Below are 17295 nucleotides of genomic sequence, written 5' to 3' on the forward strand. Positions count from 1 at the left end.
CCATGACATCCTCCCTTTCACAAAGCCCCACCGACGACGAACAACAGGCGGAGGGAGGCTGGCTCGCCTTCCTCCGCCGCAACCGTCGCTATCTTTCGGCCGCCGGCACGCTGTTCCTAATCGCCCTTTTCGGCGTCGCGATCTTTCACCTGACATCGGAAGTGCAGTACGACGAAGTCGTGCAGGCCTTGGCGGAGACGTCCTGGACGTCGGTCGCGGCAGCGGTGTTCTTCACGGCCCTGAGTTTCCTGGCGCTGACCTTCTATGATGTCAGCGCGCTCGATTATGTCAGGCGGAAGCTGCCCTATGCCGACGTGGCGTTGACGGCGGCTTGCGCCTATGCGGTCGGCAATACCGCGGGCTTCGGCGCATTGAGCGGTGGCGCAATCCGCTACCGGTCCTATTCCCGCCTCGGCGTCGAGCCGGAAAAGATTGCCCGGATCATCGCCTTTGTGACGCTCGCCTTCGGCCTCGGGCTTCTGACGGTGACCTGTCTCAGCCTGCTCGCCGTCGGCGAATATGTGGCGCCGATGACCGGGCTGGATCCCCTGTTGCTGCGCCTGATCGCCGTCGTCGTCCTCGGTGGATTGTTTACCGTGTTCTTCCTTGCGCGCAACGGACGCGAGGTCAGCCTCGGACGCATGACGTTGCGGCTGCCGGATTCGCGAACCGTCTCCCGCCAGTTCCTGGTGACGGCACTCGATCTCGCCGCTTCGGCGACCGTCCTCTACGTGCTCCTGCCGGACGGCACCATCGGCTGGCCGGCCTTCCTCGCGGTCTATTCGCTCGCCGTCGGCGTCGGTGTTCTCAGCCATGTTCCCGCCGGCCTTGGTGTCTTCGAGACGATCATCATCGCGACGCTCAGTCACAACACCGATGTCGATACCATTCTCGGCGCGCTGGTTCTCTATCGCGTGATCTATCACGTGCTGCCTCTGGTGATCGCGATTGCCGTCGTTATCGGCATCGAGCTCCGGCAGCTTTCCGGTCATCCGGTTGCCTCGAGCGTGCGGCGCATCGGCGGCCGTATGACGCCGTTGCTGCTTGCGACGCTCGGCATCGTGCTGGCGATCATGCTGGTGCTTTCGAGCGTGACGCCGACGCCGGACGAAAACCTGGCTTTTCTGGAAAGTCTGCTGCCCTTGCCGATCGTCGAGGGCGCCCATTTCCTCGCAAGCCTGCTCGGACTGGCGCTCGTCGTCGTCTCCCGTGGTCTTGCCCTGCGCCTTGATGGCTCCTGGTGGGCGTCCATCGCGATTGCGATGGCAGCGCTTTTGCTGTCACTCATCAAGGCGGTCGCGGTGGTGGAGGCGGGCATGCTTGCCTTCTTCCTCCTGGGATTGATTGTCAGCCGGCGCCTGTTCGTCCGTCCGGCATCGCTCTTCGGCCAGGCGCTCACCATACCCTGGCTGACGGCGCTTGGGGTTATCTGCTTGGGCGGACTGGTCGTGCTGCTCTTCGTCTACCGCGATGTCGAGTACAGCCATGAACTCTGGTGGCAGTTCGAATTTTCCGCCGAGGCTCCGCGCGGGCTTCGGGCACTCCTGGGTGTGACGATCGGTTCGAGCCTGCTTGCGATCTGGAGCCTGATGCGTCCGGCAACCGGGGCAGCTGAGCCCGCCTCTGACGATGCGATGGAGCGGGCATTGGCGATCGTCGAGGCACAGGACATGTCCGATGCCAATCTGGTGCGCATGGGCGACAAGAGCATCCTGTTTTCCGCCGATGGGCGCGCCTTCATCATGTACGGTCAGCGCGCCCGTTCCTGGATCGCGCTTTTCGATCCCGTCGGCCCGATCGATGCCTGGCCAGAGCTGATCTGGCAATTCATCGAAAAGGCGCGCGCCTCGGGGTGCCGGGCGGTTTTCTACCAGGTATCACCCGACGGCCTAGCTTACTATGCCGATGCGGGGCTGCGTGCCTTCCGGCTCGGCGAACTGGCGCGCGTGGACCTCACCCGCTTCGAAATGAAGGGCGGCAAGTGGGCAAACCTGCGCCAGCAGGTCAGCCGCGCCCAGCGTGAAGGGCTCGAGTTCCAGGTCGTACCACCAGCAGAAGTGCCTCGGATCATGGACGACCTGACGGCGGTTTCCGATGCCTGGCTGGAACATCACAACGCCAAGGAAAAGGGCTTCTCGCTTGGTGCCTTCGACCCCGACTATCTGGTCCAGCAGCCCGTTGCGATCCTCACCTGTGGCGGACGCATCGTCGCCTTCGCCAACATCCTGGTGACGGGGACCAAGAAGGAGGGGACCGTCGATCTGATGCGTTTTGCGCCCGATGCGCCGAAAGGGGCGATGGATTTCCTCTTCGCTCAGGTCATGGAATATCTGAAGGCGGAGGGCTATCGCACCTTCAACCTCGGCATGGCGCCGCTATCGGGCATGTCGACGCGCCAGATCGCGCCGGTGTGGGACCGGGCCGGCCGCACCTTCTTCGAACACGGTGAGCGCTTCTACAACTTCAAGGGCCTGCGTGCCTTCAAGTCGAAGTTTCATCCGCAGTGGCAACCGCGCTATCTTGTCGCCAGCGGCGGCATCAATCCGATCCTCGCCTTGATGGATGCGACATTCCTGATCGGCGGCGGTCTCAAGGGAGTGGTGAAGAAATGATCCATGTTGCGAACGCCTGGAAATGCCTTGCCTCGGCGGCGCTGCTGCTTTCGGCTTCCATTCTTCCCGCTTCCGCAGAAGACGCGGCGAAGAGCTACGATACCGGGATGATCCCCTCGCCACGCATCATGCTGCCCAAGGAAAAGGCGGCCGCACTGGTCGTGCTGCTTTCGGATGCCGGTGGCTGGACGGACAAGGAGCAGGCGATCGCCGATACGCTCACCGGCGACAAGACCGTCGTCATCGGTATTGACCTCAAGGCCTATCTCGCGTCGCTTGCCAAGGACGACGGCGATTGCGTCTACATGGTCTCCGATATCGAGTCGCTCAGCCAACAGGTGCAGCGCGCAGTCGGCACCGACGCTTATCAGTTGCCTATTGTCGCGGGCGTCGGCGCGGGTGGCGCGATGGCGCTTGCGATTGCCGCCCAGACCCCGCCGGCAACGATCGGTCAGACGTTGGCCGTCGACCCGGAGGAGGGGATCGCGCTCGAGAAGCAACTCTGCACACCGGCCGATAAGGTGCGGAAGGACAACCGGATGGTCTATGGGCTGACCGACGGCGCCTTGCCGGACCCGGTCTCCGTCGTCTTTTCTCCGGCAGCTTCCGCGGATGGCCGTGCGCATGTCGCGGCACTCGTTGCGAAACATCCGGACGTCGAGCAGGAAGACAGCGATGACGATGCCTTCACGGCATTGTCCGATCACCTCACCGATCTGATCGACAGCGAGCGCGATGCCGGCAACCCATTTGGCCTGCCGCTGACCGTTCTCGACGCGAAGCCGACGCGCGATACGATGGCAGTGATCTACTCGGGCGACGGTGGCTGGCGCGACATCGACAAGGAGGTCGGCGACGTCCTCCAGCAGCAAGGCGTGCCCGTCGTCGGCTTCGATTCCCTGCATTACTTCTGGTCCGAGCGAGACCCGCAGGCGACCGCGGACGACCTTGCCAAGGTCATGAGCTACTATCGCAAGCACTGGAACGTCCGCAATGTGCTCCTGATCGGCTATTCCTTCGGTGCCGACGTTTTGCCGCGAACCTTCAACCTGCTGCCGTCAGGCGAGAAAGCCCATGTCCGCCAGGTGACGCTGATGGCGCTCTCGCACGTGGTCGACTACAAGGTCTCGGTGCTCGGTTGGCTGGGTGCGGAGGGCGATGGCAAGGGCGGCGATCCGCTCGATGATATCAAGCGCATCGATCCTACGCTCGTGCAATGCATCTACGGCACGGACGAAGACGACGATGCCTGCCCTGAATTGAAGGGGACCGGCGTCGATGTGATCGGCATCGATGGTGGCCACCACTTCGACGAGGATTATCCGGCACTGACGCGGCGGGTGCTCGATGCGCTCGATCGCCGGCTGGCGTCGGCGAAGTGAACTGACTTTGCGGCGTGGCGCCTGGCCCCTGAAACGGTCAGGAGCAATGACGATGAAGGTGGAGACGCCCCTCTGCGCTGCCGGGGCATATCCCCACAAGCTCGCTTCGACTGCTGTCGTTCACGACAGCCGCGGACGATCACGCCGCCGGCGAAATCAGCGTGCCCGTTGCCTCGCGAGCGCCATCGATCACCGCGCGGCCGCCTTCCATGCGCACCTTGCCCTCGGCCATCATTCGAAGCGCCATCGGATAGGTGCGGTGCTCGACGGTCAGCACCCGTGCAGCAAGGCTGTCGGACGTATCGCCGGGGAGAACCGGCACGACAGCCTGGGCGAGGATCGGGCCCTCGTCCATGCCTTCGGTGACGAAGTGCACGGTGCAGCCGGCGACCTTCATGCCGGCGTCGATCGCGCGCTGGTGGGTATGCAAGCCCGGAAACAGCGGCAGCAGCGAGGGGTGGATGTTGAGGATCCTCCCTTCATGGCGCTGGATGAACGTCGCGGAAAGCAGCCGCATGTAGCCAGCCAGGCAGATGATGTCGGGCGACAGGCGATCGAGCTCGGCAAGGATCGCCGCCTCGTGCGCGTCCTTGCTCTCGAAATCCTTGCGCTGGAAGCTCCTCGTCGGAATGCCGAGCGCCGCCGCTTTGGCGAGCCCGCCGGCATCCGCCTTGTCGGCGATGACGGCAACGATCTCGGCCGGGAATCCCGGCTCGGCCGTTGCCTTTGCGAGCGCCAGCATGTTGGAGCCGCCGCCCGAAATGAAGACGACGACCCGCTTCTTGCCTGACGTCACATCGCTCGTCATAGGGCGAGGCTGCCCTTGTAGATCGTGCCGGCAGCACCTTCGGCGCGCCCGACCATCCGGCCAAGGGTGAAGACGGTTTCGCCTTCGCCGGTCAGCACCGCCGAAACCTCTGCGGCCTTGTCGGCCGGAACGACGACGATCATGCCGACGCCGCAATTGAAGGTGCGCAGCATTTCATTGGCGGCAACGCCGCCGGTCTGGGCGAGCCAGGAGAATACCTTCGGCGCCTTGATTGCATCGAGGTCGATTTCGGCCGCCAGGTGCTTCGGCAGCACGCGCGGAATGTTCTCCGGGAAACCGCCGCCGGTGATGTGGGCGAGCGCCTTGATCGCGCCGGTCGCGCGGATTGCCTTCAGAAGCGGCTTCACATAGATGCGAGTCGGCGTCATCAAGAGGTCGGCAAGCGTGCCTTCGCCGAATGGAGCAGGGGCGTCCCAGGCAAGGCCCGAGAGCGAAACGATCTTGCGTACCAGCGAATAGCCGTTGGAATGAACGCCCGAGGAGGCGAGGCCGAGAATGACGTCGCCTTCGCCGATGTCGCCGGCGGGAAGCAACTGACCACGTTCGGCAGCGCCGACGGCAAAGCCCGCAAGATCATAGTCGCCGCCGGAATACATGCCCGGCATTTCCGCGGTCTCGCCGCCGATCAGCGCACAGCCCGCTTCCCGGCAGCCGCTGGCAATGCCGGCGACGATGGCCGCACCCTGATCCGGGTCGAGCTTGCCGGTCGCGAAGTAATCGAGGAAGAACAGCGGTTCGGCGCCCTGGACCACCAGATCGTTGACGCACATGGCGACGAGGTCGATCCCGACGGTGTCGTGCTTGTTGGCGTCGATGGCAATCTTGAGCTTGGTGCCGACGCCGTCATTGGCGGCAACCAGAACCGGGTCGGTGAAGCCCGCAGCCTTGAGATCGAAGAGGCCACCGAAGCCGCCGATCTCACCGTCGGCACCAGGCCGCCTCGTCGAGCGCACATGCGGCTTGATCTTCTCGACCATCAGGTTGCCGGCGTCGATATCCACGCCCGCGTCGCTATAGGTGAGGCCGTTCTTTCCCGACTGGCTCATGCTCGTTCTCCAAGGCTCGTCGTGCGACAGGTAATTTGCGGATGCGATTGGCACGGCAGGCAGGGGAGTGCAAGCCGAGAGCTGTCGTCAACGGCGTTTTTTCAACATTTTGCCCATATCCCACGCTGCAAGCGAGCGAGTATCGCTCCAAACCGCGCGCTCCCGCCCGGTTGGACTTGACCGGCGCCCGCGCCGCCCCCTATCTCCTTTGAAGGATTGTGATACGCGATCGGTGCGCGCGGCGCGCTAGAGCGGGATGAGAAGAAATGCGTGCGGCTTTCCGCCCGCATCCCGCTCTCACTTATGAGAAACGATCACGATGATTTTAGGCCGATCCGACCTAAAATCATCGTGATCTAAAGGGAGTGTCATGGATATCAAGGTCAGCGGTTCCGGATTGCAGCGCCAGGTCATCTTCTGGCTGCTGGTGCTTGCCGCCTTCATTGCCTTCCTCATGGTTTTCAGCTCGATCCTGCTGCCGTTCCTTGCCGGCATGGCGCTTGCCTATTTCCTCGATCCGGTCGCCGACCGTCTCGAGCGGCTGGGCCTGAGCCGGCTGATGGCGACGGTCGTCATCCTGATCGGCTTCGTCGTCGTCTTCGTGCTTGCACTGATGATCATCATTCCCGTGGTCGTCAGTCAGGCTTCGGATTTCATTGCGAACATCCCGGGCTATGCCGCCAAGCTGCAGTTGCTCGTCAACGAAGCGCAGACACGGCTCATTCCGGATTGGCTGGCAAGCCAGATGCCGTCGCTCAAGCAAAGTTCCGGCAAGCTGCTAGAACAGGGAGCCGCCTTCCTGGGCACGCTCTTCCAGCAGCTCTGGAACTCCGGCGTGGCTTTGCTTGACGTCATCTCGCTGCTCGTCGTCACCCCCGTCGTCGCCTTCTACATTCTGCTCGACTGGGACCGGATGGTCGAGAAGGTCGATAGCTGGGTGCCGCGCGACCATGTGACGACGGTGCGCCAGATCGCCCGAGACATGAACATGACAATCGCCGGTTTCGTGCGCGGACAGGGTTCGCTCTGCGTCATTCTCGGCCTTTACTACGGCATCGGCCTGTCACTCGTCGGCCTCAATTTCGGCCTGCTGATTGGCCTTTTCGCCGGCATGATCAGTTTCATTCCTTACGTCGGATCCATGGTCGGCCTCGTGCTCGCCGTCGGCGTCGCCCTGGTGCAGTTCTGGCCGGACTATCTCTGGATCGGCCTCGTGCTGGCAGTCTTCTTCAGCGGCCAGTTCATGGAGGGCAACATCCTCCAGCCGAAGCTGGTGGGCAAAAGCGTCGGCCTGCATCCGGTCTGGCTGATGTTCGCCCTGCTTGCCTTCGGCGCGCTGTTCGGCTTCGTCGGTCTGTTGGTGGCGGTGCCGGCGGCAGCGGCCATCGGCGTGCTTGTCCGCTTCGGCATCCAGCGGTACCTTGATAGCGACCTCTATCACGGGCACGGCAAGGCCGTGGAAAAGAAGGCGAAGAGCGACAAGGCCGCCTGATTTCCGACGATTGTCCCGAGTACAGCATGACAAAACGCCCATTCGAACAATTACCCCTGGCCTTCGGCCACGACCCGGCGACGGGCCGTGAGGATCTGCTCGTTTCCGACCGGCTGAGCGCGGCGATCGCCATCGTCGATCATTGGCCGGATTGGCCGTCACCGGTCGTCATCATCGCCGGGCCGGTTGGCTCCGGCAAATCGCATCTCGCCAGCATCTGGAAAGAACGGGCAGGAGCCGAGGTAATCCACCCGCTCGCCGGCTCCGATGCAGCAATGATTGCGGCGGAAAAGCCTGTTCTCTTCGAGGACGCCGACCGGAGCAGCTTCGACGACACCACCCTGTTTCACGTCATCAACAACGTACGCCAGCACGGCACCGGCCTCTTGATGACCACGCGGCTCTGGCCGATGTCCTGGCCGGTGACGCTGCCGGATCTGCGCTCGCGCCTGAAGGCGGCGACCGTCGTCGAGATCGGCGAGCCGGATGACGAGTTGCTGACGCAGGTGCTGATCAAGCTTTTCGCCGACCGCCAGCTCTTCGTCGATGAACGGCTCGTCGGCTACATCGTCCAGCGCATGGAGCGGTCGCTGGAAGCAGCGCAGACGATCGTCGAGCGGATCGATCATCTGGCGCTCTCGCGCGGCACGAAGCTCAGCCGAACGCTCGCCTCCGAAGTTCTTGAAGAACTGGGGAATCAGCGGCGGTCCGATTGACTGTCACAGAACCGTCGTCAAACTGAGATAGCCGGTGCAACCGGAGCAATGGGATCGAATGAGCATGGATAACGCGGTATCGGCGGTGAACGAGAACCAGGCTGCGGCGGAGGAAGTCGATCTGCTGACCAGCCCGCAGCGCTTCATCAACCGCGAATTCTCCTGGCTGCAGTTCAATCGTCGCGTGCTTGAAGAGACGCTGAACACGGCCCATCCGCTGCTGGAGCGTATTCGCTTCCTGTCCATCTCCGCCGCCAACCTCGACGAGTTCTTCATGGTGCGTGTCGCGGGCCTCGAAGGACAGGTCCGCCAGGGCCTCGCCATGCGTTCGCCTGACGGCAAGACACCGATCGAGCAGCTCGAAGACATTCTCAAGGAAATCGACAACCTGCAGATGGAGCAGCAAGCCTCCCTTGCCGTGCTGCAGCAGTATCTCGCCAAGGAGGACATCCTGATCGTACGTCCAGCGTCGCTTTCGGCGCAGGACAAGAGCTGGCTCGCCAACGAATTCGATCAGTCGATCTTCCCGGTGCTGACGCCGCTCTCGATCGATCCGGCCCACCCGTTCCCGTTCATTCCGAACCTCGGCTTTTCGATGGGCCTGCAGCTCGTCAGCAAGACCGGCCGCGAGCCGATGACCGCGCTCCTGCGTTTGCCGGTGGCGCTCGATCGTTTCGTTCGGCTGCCTGACGTCAAGAACGTCATCCGCTACATCACGCTCGAGGATGTCGTGAGCCAGTTCATCGACCGGTTGTTCCCCGGCTACGAGGTGAAGGGTTCCGGTACGTTCCGCATCATTCGCGACAGTGATATCGAAGTGGAGGAAGAGGCCGAGGATCTGGTGCGCTTCTTCGAGACGGCGCTGAAGCGCCGTCGCCGCGGATCGGTGATCCGCATCGAGACCGATTCGGAGATGCCGGCATCGCTGCGCCAGTTCGTCGTGCAGGAACTTGGCGTTCCGGAAAACCGCATCGCCGTTCTGCCGGGGCTGCTGGCGCTCAACACGCTCTCGGAGATCACAAAGGCGCCGCGCGACGATCTGCGCTTCGAGCCCTACAATCCGCGCTTTCCGGAACGGGTGCGCGAACATGCCGGCGACTGCCTCGCGGCAATCCGCGAAAAGGACATGGTCGTCCACCACCCCTATGAATCCTTCGACGTCGTCGTGCAGTTCCTGCTGCAGGCGGCGCGCGATCCTGATGTCGTCGCCATCAAGCAGACGCTCTACCGCACTTCGAATGACAGCCCGATCGTGCGTGCGTTGATCGACGCCGCCGAGGCTGGCAAGTCGGTGACCGCTCTGGTCGAGCTCAAGGCTCGCTTCGACGAGGAAGCCAATATCCGCTGGGCGCGCGACCTGGAACGCGCAGGCGTGCAGGTCGTCTTCGGCTTTATCGAACTGAAAACCCACGCCAAGATGTCGATGGTCGTGCGGCGCGAGGAGGGCAAGCTCAGGACCTATTGCCACCTCGGCACCGGCAACTATCACCCGGTGACGGCGAAGATCTACACGGACCTGTCGTTCTTCACCTGCAACCCGGTTATCGCCCACGACATGGCGAACATCTTCAACTTCATCACCGGTTATGGCGAGCCGGAGGCGGGCATGAAGCTGGCGGTCTCGCCGCACACGCTGCGCCCGCGTATTCTCAAGCACATCGATGAAGAGATCGAGCACGCCAAGGCCGGGCGCCCGGCGGCGATCTGGATGAAGATGAACTCGCTCGTCGATCCGGAAATCATCGACGCGCTCTACAAGGCGAGCCGCGCCGGCGTCGAGATCGACCTCGTGGTGCGCGGCATCTGCTGCCTGCGACCACAGGTCCCGGGGCTCTCCGACAACATCCGCGTCAAGTCCATCGTCGGCCGTTTCCTCGAGCATTCCCGCATATTCTGCTTTGGCAACGGTCACGGGCTTCCATCGGAAAATGCCCTTGTCTATATCGGCTCGGCGGATATGATGCCGCGCAATCTGGACCGGCGGGTCGAGACGCTCGTGCCTCTCATCAACCGGACTGTGCACGAACAGGTTCTGTCGCAGATCATGCTGGGCAATCTCATCGACAACCAGCAGAGCTACGAAATTCTTCCTGACGGTACCTCTCGCCGGATGGAAGTCGGCAAGGATGCCGAGCCTTTCAACGCACAGCACTATTTCATGACCAATCCCAGCCTCTCGGGCCGGGGCGAGGCCTTGAAGTCCAGCGCACCGAAGCTCATCGCCGGCTGGAAGAGCGGCTGGCACAAATAAACTGGAATTGCATGGTCGAATCTGAAGCGCAGGGGCGTCTGCCCGGCATCCGCCCGGTTTCCGTTATCGATATCGGTTCGAACTCCATCCGCCTTGTCGTCTACGAAGGCCTGAGCCGATCGCCGGCCATGCTGTTCAACGAAAAGGTGATGTGCGGTCTCGGCAAGGGTATCGATGCCACCGGTCGCATGGACGAAGAAAGCGTCGAGCGTGCGCTGAAGGCGTTGCATCGCTTTCACGCGCTCTCGAAGCAGGCGCGTGCGACATCGATGTATGTGCTCGCCACCGCGGCTGCGCGCGAGGCCAGCAACGGCCCGGCTTTCATCGAAAAGGCGGAGGCCATCCTTGGTCACAAGGTCCGCATCCTCAGCGGCGAGGAGGAGGCCTACTATTCCGCGATGGGCATCGTCAGCGGCTATTACGATCCTGATGGCGTCGTTGGCGACCTTGGCGGCGGCTCCCTCGAGCTCGTCGACGTCTCGGGCACGAAGATCGGCAAGGGCATCACCCTGCCGCTCGGCGGCATCCGCCTGTTCGAACACAGCAACGGCTCGTTGACGAAAGCGCGCACTTGGGTGCGCAAGTTCATGAAGAACTCGGCTGTCCTGAAGACCGGCACGGGACGCACCTTCTATGCCGTCGGCGGCACCTGGCGCTCGATCGCCAAGCTGCACATGGAGATCCGCGATTATCCGTTGCACATGATGCAGGGCTACGAGATTTCCTTTGACGAGGCGATGGCGCTCCTGCCGGAGGTGATCGAGCCGAAGAACATCAAGCCCTCGGCCTATTCGACGATCTCGAAGAGCCGCCGCAGCCTTTTGCCCTTCGGGGCGATCGCCATGCAGGAAGCGCTCGCGATCATGGAGCCGGAGCGGATTTCGTTCTCCGCGCTCGGCGTGCGCGAAGGCTATCTGTTCTCGCTGCTGAAGCACGAGGAACGCGCTCAGGACCCGTTGCTGACGGCGGCGAACGAGATCGCCATCCTGCGCGCCCGCTCGCCCGAGCATGCCCGCGAACTGGCCGATTGGACCGGCCGCATGGTGCCGTTCTTCGGGATCGAAGAGACGGAAGAGGAAAGCCGTTATCGCCAGGCCGCCTGCCTGCTTGCCGATATCAGCTGGCGCGCGCATCCGGATTATCGCGGCCTGCAGGCGCTGAATATCATCGCTCACTCGACCTTTTCGGGGATTACCCATGCGGGCCGCGCCTATATCGCGCTCGCCAACTATTATCGCTTCGAAGGGTTGAACGACGACGGCGCCACGAACGCGCTCGCTGGTATCACCACGCCGCGCCTGCTGGAACTGGCGAAGCTGCTCGGCGGCCTGCTGCGTGTCGCCTATCTCTTCTCGGCATCAATGCCTGGGATCGCGCGGAACCTGACGTTCCGCAAGTCGTCTCAGCCGGACGTGGATCTCGAAATCGTCGTTCCGGCCGCTTACTCGGAGTTTGCGGGCGAACGACTGGATGGGCGCCTGCAGCAACTTGGCAAGCTTACCGGCAAGCGGCTCGCTTTCCACTTCGAAAGCTGACGTCGAAGAAAATCCCCGGATGAAACGGGCAGGGCGCGCGAACGCTACAGCGCCGCGCGTCTTGTCGGACGCGCAAAGGTCGCTGTAGCCGACTGATTTGCTGCATGTTTTTATCCTTAAATCGGCGAACGATTTAGGGAAACATGCAGTGTTCGCGCGCCCTTTTTGATTATTCGGCCTTCAGGAAATCGCCGACCTCGAGCAGCACGAACTCGTTGTCATCGGCCTTGTCGAGCGAGCGGCCGGCCGAGAACGGCAGGTTGTTGTCGTTGCCGACGATGATGTGGGTCGCATCGACGCGGTCGACGTTTTCGATGGTGACGAAGGGCATGTCATAGAAGCCTTCGCCGCCGCCCTGGCGCTTCTTGTTGTCCGGGTCGGCGATCTTCAGCAGGTCGATGTAGCCGACCTTGCGCACGGCCTTGCCGACATTGCTGTCGTCGAAGGCGATCTTGTAGATGCGCTTGACCCTGGAACCGGTGGCGAAGCAGTCCGGCTTCGGGTCCTTCGGATCGGCGCAGGCCTTGTCGACCGTGCCGGCGCCGTTATCGCGTTCGATCACCAGCGCGGTTCGGTCATCGAGCATGTTGAAATCGCCGATCGCCTCGCCGCCTTCAGCCAGCGGATAGAGCCAGCTACGGCCGGTCCAGGCTTTGCTTGCAACATCGAGTTCGATGATGCGAAGGGCCGGGCGGCCTTCGGCCTGCTCGACTGTTTCACTGTCCGTCCAGAGCGGGCCTTCGAGCAGGCCGTAGAGCTTGCTGCCGTCCTTGGAAAGGGCCATGCCCTCATAGCCGCCGGAGCGCTTCAGGTTGAAGGCGGGCGTCTTCTTCGACGGATCAGCCTGCAGCGTCAGCGTCGGATTGTCGGGCGACATGATCGGCTTGCCGTTAACGGTCGTCGGGATGACGTCCGTCAGCTTGCCGTCGAGATCGAACTTGAGGATGTAAGGCCCGAACTCCTCACCGACCCAGAAGCCGTCGGCGACCGGCTGGATCGATTCGACGTCGAAGTCGGCGCCGGTGAGATAGCGCTTGTCGGAGCCCTCCATGACGATCGGGAAGGGCGCCTTCTTGTCAGGGTCGGTGAGGAACACTGTCTTCAGCGCCTCGACCTTGCCGGCATCCCAGTCCATCTTCACATGGTGCAGCATCAGCATGGCATCGCTGGAGTTCATCTTGCTGCCGAAGCCATTGTCGGAGAGGCTCCAGAACGTGCCGTCTTCCATCGCCTTGATGCCGGAGAAGCCCTGCATCGGCTGGCCATCGAAGGGCAGCGACAGGCCGGTCGGACGAACGCCGTCCTTACCCGGAACCGTGCCCAGCGCCTCGGCGCGCTTGCGGTCCGGGGTGGTGAACTTGCCCGAGGTCTTCAGGTATTCAGGCGCGTCCGAGGGGGCCGCAATGATCGTGTTTGCCGGCAGGATCGCGTGACCCTTCAGGGTAGCGGTGAAGGACTTTTCCTCGGCCGAAGCGGCCATTGTCATCAAAAGAGAAAGAGCCGCAGTGGCGAGAAGCGTTTTCGTCATGAAAGTCACCATGGGTTGGAGCCTCCTGCATGTCTCCTCGCCCTCGATTTCAGGACAAAGGCATGCAGCCATTCAAAGTGCTACAGCGACCTTTGCGCGTCCGATGGGACGCGCAGGACTGGAGACGGCAACCCGATAGGCGGCTTTGATGACGGTTGGGTGATGCTTGCTTTACAGGCCGATGAAGCTTTGGTGACAGGCTCAGCCGGCGACGGTAAGGTTTGACCAGCGCCCGGGCGTGATGCCGTAAGCCCGCTTGAAATGGCGGGTGAAATGCGCCTGGTCGGCGAAGCCGGTCTCGAGCGCCGCGCCTGCAAGGCTTTCGCCCCTGGCGATCATCTGCCGGGCGCGCTCCAGCCGGCGCATCAAGAGATAACGGTGCGGGCTGGTGCCGAGAACCTTGCGAAATTGCCGGGCGAGCGCGAAGCGATCAAGTCCGCTGATCGCCTCGAGTTCCTGGGAACCGACGGGCCGCTCGAGATTGGCGCGAAGGAATTCTGTTGCCTCGAGAACCGCGTGCCTGTCGGCCTTTCCCTGCTTGATGTCCTTGGCGCCGGCATGCCGATAGAGGCCCTCGGCAATCCGCACGAGGATGTTGTCGAGCGCCAGCTCGTCAATGCCATTGTCGAGGTCCATCAAGGCTTCCCCGACTGCCTGCTGCAAAGCCTCATCACCCACCACCGGTGCTGCGACGAAGGGCAGGGAGCGGCCCGTTTCGTCGAGCGCGGCAAGCAGCCTTTCCGGCTGCACATACATCATCCTGTAGCGTAGCCCCATCTCCGTTCCCGCCCCGCCATCGTGGACCTCGTCCGGGTGGAGGATGATGATGCTTCCAGGTTTGCTGAAGCGGCTTTCGCCCCGGTACTGAAACGTCTGAACGCCGCCCAGCGTCACGCCGATCGCATAGGTGTCGTGGCGGTGCGGTTCGAAGAATTTCCCGTGTAGCCGCGCTTCGATGCGCTCGATGCCTTCGACCGCCGGAGCGACGCGGATGCCGTCGCCCGGCGCGCCGCACAATCGTTCAAGATCGATCGCGGCATCCTCCGATAATGCGTCTGCCGGAACGCCCTGTCGGGCTGAAATGGAGATGACCGTCATGTTCGATACCAAAATTGCGATCGTATTGCGCGAGGACCTGGCAACCTGGCAGAAGCTGAACGTCACCGCCTTCCTCGCCACCGGTATTGCCGGGCAGAAGCCCGATATCATCGGCGAAGATTATCGCGACGGCGCCGGCAACGTCTACAACGCCTTGAGCGTTCAGCCGATCATCGTACTTGCCGCCGATGGGAAGACGCTCGGCAACATTCAACGCCGTGCGATCGAGAGAGACGTTCGGGCGTCGATCTATGTCGATGCGATGTTCGCCACCGGTCACGACAGCGCCAACCGCGCGGTCTTCGCAGAGACCAGCCCGGATGATGCCGCCGTTGCCGGCATCGCGATCCACGCGGACAAGAAGCTGGTCGACAAGATCACCAAGGGCGCAAAGCTGCACGGCTGAAGCGGCTGCCGCCCGATGATGACTATTCCGCCGCACTGGGGGCGAGGGCAGGCGTCGAGCCTCCGACACGCAGCGCCAGCACGCCGAGCTTCTGCCCGCGTCCCTTGACGGCGTGCTCGCCAAGATCTTCGACGCGGACGTAATGCGGCAGACGCATCTTGCGGGCGAGATCGGTGGAGATCAGCACCTGGTGGCCGAGCGTCTTGCAGAAGCCTTCCAGCCGGGCGGTGGTGTTCACCGTGTCGCCGAAATAGGTAATCTTGTGCCGATCGAGGCCGATTTCGGCAGCGACGATGGTGCCGCCATGAAGCGCCGCGCGCAGGCGCGGGACTTCGCCGAATTCCTTCTGCCAACGGTGCGCGTCCGCATCGATGATTTCCAGAATGTCGAAGACGCAATGGATGCAGGCCGCGTTGTTGGTGGCGCGGTCGAAAGGCCAGGTGATGACGGCGGCGTCACCCACATAGTCGTCGATCGACCCGCGATAGCGCAGCACGGGGTCGGCAATTGTCGCAAAGAGCTTGCCGAGATATTCCTGCATCCTGAGGTCACCGTAGCGTTCGGCATAGGAGGTCGATCCGGCGAGGTCGATGAACAGGAAGACGCGCTCCTCCTGGATCGGTCTGCGGTAACGCCCCGTCAGGAGGCTCAGGAACACGTCGCGTCCAAGAAGTTCGCGGACCCTGAGGATGAAGACGAGCGAGCCCGAGATCGTCAGCGCATAGAGCAGCACCGTCTTGGAGGGCATCATCGCCTCCATCCAGTAGACGTCTCCGAAAGCGCCGCTTGTCTGCATGATCAGACCGGCGGCCGCGTAACCGACGTCCAGAAGCACAAAGTAGATCGCAAGCGAGGCGACGAAAAACATCGGTGTCGAGAAGGCGTGAATTCGTCGGTTGAGGCGTCGGAAAATGATGCGCCGCTCGAACGCAATGATCGGAATGCACATGAACAGCGCATAGGTCGCGCCGATCAGCGCGCCTGTGCCATAGGCAATCCAGGCGTAGACTGCCCCGGCGGTCGCAACCACCAGGAGCAGGAGCAGTCCTTCGAAAGTGGAGAAACGCCAACGCATACGGAGAGCCCTGGTACCGGAAGAAGCGGAATCCGTGTCGGCCGGCCCGGTTAACCGCGCCGGCTTCACGCCCCGTCACCTCGTTTGAGACGATGGTGATTCTGTTCCGCCGGGCTTTCAGCTAGAGCCGGATTCGGGCGGAAACTTGGCTCCGCCCTTGCAGGCTCAGCCGCTGAGCTCCACCGTCTCGATCTTCTTGTCGACGAAACGAAGAGCCACTTCGCCATTGATGAGCTTCAGCGCGGTTTCCCCGAAGAGTTCGCGCCGCCAGCCCTTGAGCGCACCGACATCGGCCTTCTCGCCTTCGGCGGCGATCTTGTCGAGATCGTCGCTGTTGGCGATGATCTTCGCGGCCACGCCCTGCTTTTCGGCGATGAGCTTCAATAGCACCTTCAGCATTTCGCCTGCGGCAGCGGCACCTTCCGGCGTATGGCTTTGACGCGGCAGTTTCGGCAGATCGGCCTTGGGAATCGCGAGCGCCTCGTTGACCGCTTCGATGACCGCAGTTCCGGCGCTGGAGCGTTCCCAGCCCTTGGGAATGGTCCTGAGCCGTGCCAGGGCTTCCGCGTCCTTCGGCTGCTGCTGGGCGATCTCGTAGATGGCGTCGTCCTTCAGGATGCGGCCACGCGGCACGTTGCGGGCGCGTGCCTCGCGTTCGCGCCAGGCGGCGACGGTCTTGAGCGTGGCGAGTTCGATCGGTTTCTTGACGCGCATCTTCAGACGCTGCCAGGCGTCGTCCGGATGCAGGTCGTAGGTGTCACGCGCCTCGAGGATCGCCATCTCCTCGGTCAGCCACAGCGAACGTCCCTCGCGCTCCAGTTCGGCGGCCAGGTACTGGTAAATGTCGCGCAGATGCGTGACGTCGGCCAGCGCATAGTCGAGCTGCTTGTCGGTCAGCGGCCGGCGGCTCCAGTCGGTGAAGCGCGAAGACTTGTCGATCTGGGTGCCGGTGACGCGGTTAACGAGCTGGTCATAGGAGACGCTGTCGCCGAACCCGCAAACCATGGCCGCGACCTGCGTGTCGAAGATCGGGTGCGGAATGAGGTTGCCGAGATGGAAAATGATCTCGATGTCCTGGCGCGCGGCATGGAATACCTTGATGACTTCAGGGTTGGCCATCAGCGCAAAGAAGGGCGAAAGATCGATGCCTTTGGCCATCGGGTCGACGATGACGGCGAGATCCGGACTCGCCATCTGGATCAGGCAGAGCTCTGGCCAGAAGGTCGTCTCGCGCAGGAATTCAGTATCGATCGTAATATAATTTGAGCGGGCCAGTTGTTGGCACGCCGCCTCAAGGTCTGCGGTTGTCTCAATCATCAGATTTA

At 62.6% G+C, this 17295-nt stretch carries 13 protein-coding genes; 7 read left to right on the plus strand and 6 right to left on the minus strand.

Annotated features, from left to right (window positions below; translation table 11 throughout):
- Positions 1-2: 2 nt before the first annotated feature.
- On the plus strand, positions 3-2612 hold the full coding sequence (mprF, locus tag ACQ5BM_RS04910; protein ID WP_429808532.1) for a bifunctional lysylphosphatidylglycerol flippase/synthetase MprF: 2610 nt from the start codon (positions 3-5) through the stop codon (positions 2610-2612).
- The gene (locus ACQ5BM_RS04915) at positions 2609-3994 is read left to right on the plus strand and encodes a virulence factor family protein (protein WP_429808534.1); all 1386 of its coding nucleotides are present in this window, start codon (positions 2609-2611) and stop codon (positions 3992-3994) included. Before mprF ends, ACQ5BM_RS04915 begins: the two co-directional genes overlap by 4 nt.
- Positions 3995-4133: 139 nt before the next feature.
- Here ACQ5BM_RS04915 and purN read toward each other — a convergent pair whose 3' ends face one another.
- Together purN and purM are read right to left on the minus strand one after the other, a co-directional pair.
- A complete protein-coding gene (gene purN / locus ACQ5BM_RS04920; RefSeq protein ID WP_429808536.1) occupies positions 4134-4802 on the minus strand; it encodes a phosphoribosylglycinamide formyltransferase in 669 nt (222 codons plus the stop codon).
- A complete protein-coding gene (purM, locus tag ACQ5BM_RS04925) occupies positions 4799-5869 on the minus strand; it encodes a phosphoribosylformylglycinamidine cyclo-ligase (RefSeq protein WP_429808539.1) in 1071 nt (356 codons plus the stop codon). The genes purN and purM overlap by 4 nt, the downstream gene beginning before the upstream one ends.
- 370 nt (positions 5870-6239) lie before the next feature.
- Between purM and ACQ5BM_RS04930 the strand changes: the two genes are divergently transcribed.
- From ACQ5BM_RS04930 to ppx, 4 genes are all read left to right on the plus strand, one after another.
- Entirely contained in the window at positions 6240-7361 is a 1122-nt protein-coding gene (locus ACQ5BM_RS04930) for an AI-2E family transporter (protein ID WP_429808541.1), read from the plus strand.
- Positions 7362-7387: 26 nt separating this feature from the next.
- Positions 7388-8077 carry a DnaA regulatory inactivator HdaA gene (gene hdaA, locus ACQ5BM_RS04935; protein WP_429808544.1) on the plus strand — a complete coding sequence of 230 codons (690 nt, stop codon included), beginning with the start codon at positions 7388-7390 and terminating at the stop codon, positions 8075-8077.
- Between the two features lie 64 nt (positions 8078-8141).
- Positions 8142-10328, plus strand: coding sequence for an RNA degradosome polyphosphate kinase (locus tag ACQ5BM_RS04940; RefSeq protein ID WP_429808938.1), 2187 nt, complete (start codon positions 8142-8144; stop codon positions 10326-10328).
- Positions 10329-10339: 11 nt separating this feature from the next.
- Entirely contained in the window at positions 10340-11863 is a 1524-nt protein-coding gene (ppx, locus tag ACQ5BM_RS04945) for an exopolyphosphatase (RefSeq protein ID WP_429808547.1), read from the plus strand.
- Between the two features lie 169 nt (positions 11864-12032).
- On the opposite strand, the gene ACQ5BM_RS04950 is transcribed toward ppx, so the two are convergent.
- Positions 12033-13391 carry an esterase-like activity of phytase family protein gene (locus tag ACQ5BM_RS04950; RefSeq protein ID WP_429808549.1) on the minus strand — a complete coding sequence of 453 codons (1359 nt, stop codon included), beginning with the start codon at positions 13389-13391 and terminating at the stop codon, positions 12033-12035.
- Between the two features lie 201 nt (positions 13392-13592).
- A complete protein-coding gene (locus tag ACQ5BM_RS04955; protein ID WP_429808552.1) occupies positions 13593-14489 on the minus strand; it encodes an AraC family transcriptional regulator in 897 nt (298 codons plus the stop codon).
- Here ACQ5BM_RS04955 and ACQ5BM_RS04960 point away from each other — a divergent pair.
- Complete coding sequence (locus ACQ5BM_RS04960; protein ID WP_429808554.1) at positions 14488-14895, plus strand: DUF2000 family protein; 408 nt, start codon at positions 14488-14490, stop codon at positions 14893-14895. The two genes, ACQ5BM_RS04955 and ACQ5BM_RS04960, sit on opposite strands and share 2 nt — an antisense overlap.
- A 22-nt stretch (positions 14896-14917) precedes the next feature.
- Here ACQ5BM_RS04960 and ACQ5BM_RS04965 read toward each other — a convergent pair whose 3' ends face one another.
- Both ACQ5BM_RS04965 and rnd read right to left on the minus strand, forming a co-directional pair.
- The gene (locus tag ACQ5BM_RS04965) at positions 14918-15970 is read right to left on the minus strand and encodes an adenylate/guanylate cyclase domain-containing protein (protein ID WP_429808556.1); all 1053 of its coding nucleotides are present in this window, start codon (positions 15968-15970) and stop codon (positions 14918-14920) included.
- A gap of 165 nt (positions 15971-16135) precedes the next feature.
- The gene (rnd, locus tag ACQ5BM_RS04970; protein ID WP_429808559.1) at positions 16136-17287 is read right to left on the minus strand and encodes a ribonuclease D; all 1152 of its coding nucleotides are present in this window, start codon (positions 17285-17287) and stop codon (positions 16136-16138) included.
- Positions 17288-17295 lie beyond the last annotated feature (8 nt).

The organism is Ensifer sp. B1-9 (assembly GCF_050474445.1).
In the GTDB taxonomy this organism is placed as follows: Bacteria; Pseudomonadota; Alphaproteobacteria; order Rhizobiales; family Rhizobiaceae; genus Ensifer.

Coding starts and splice junctions, on each gene's coding strand:
- mprF (WP_429808532.1), top strand. CDS start 3: ATGACATCCTCCCTTTCACAAAGCCCCACCGACGACGAACAACAGGCG.
- ACQ5BM_RS04915 (WP_429808534.1), top strand. CDS start 2,609: ATGATCCATGTTGCGAACGCCTGGAAATGCCTTGCCTCGGCGGCGCTG.
- purN (WP_429808536.1), bottom strand. CDS start 4,802: ATGACGAGCGATGTGACGTCAGGCAAGAAGCGGGTCGTCGTCTTCATT.
- purM (WP_429808539.1), bottom strand. CDS start 5,869: ATGAGCCAGTCGGGAAAGAACGGCCTCACCTATAGCGACGCGGGCGTG.
- ACQ5BM_RS04930 (WP_429808541.1), top strand. CDS start 6,240: ATGGATATCAAGGTCAGCGGTTCCGGATTGCAGCGCCAGGTCATCTTC.
- hdaA (WP_429808544.1), top strand. CDS start 7,388: ATGACAAAACGCCCATTCGAACAATTACCCCTGGCCTTCGGCCACGAC.
- ACQ5BM_RS04940 (WP_429808938.1), top strand. CDS start 8,142: ATGGATAACGCGGTATCGGCGGTGAACGAGAACCAGGCTGCGGCGGAG.
- ppx (WP_429808547.1), top strand. CDS start 10,340: ATGGTCGAATCTGAAGCGCAGGGGCGTCTGCCCGGCATCCGCCCGGTT.
- ACQ5BM_RS04950 (WP_429808549.1), bottom strand. CDS start 13,391: ATGACGAAAACGCTTCTCGCCACTGCGGCTCTTTCTCTTTTGATGACA.
- ACQ5BM_RS04960 (WP_429808554.1), top strand. CDS start 14,488: ATGTTCGATACCAAAATTGCGATCGTATTGCGCGAGGACCTGGCAACC.
- ACQ5BM_RS04955 (WP_429808552.1), bottom strand. CDS start 14,489: ATGACGGTCATCTCCATTTCAGCCCGACAGGGCGTTCCGGCAGACGCA.
- ACQ5BM_RS04965 (WP_429808556.1), bottom strand. CDS start 15,970: ATGCGTTGGCGTTTCTCCACTTTCGAAGGACTGCTCCTGCTCCTGGTG.
- rnd (WP_429808559.1), bottom strand. CDS start 17,287: ATGATTGAGACAACCGCAGACCTTGAGGCGGCGTGCCAACAACTGGCC.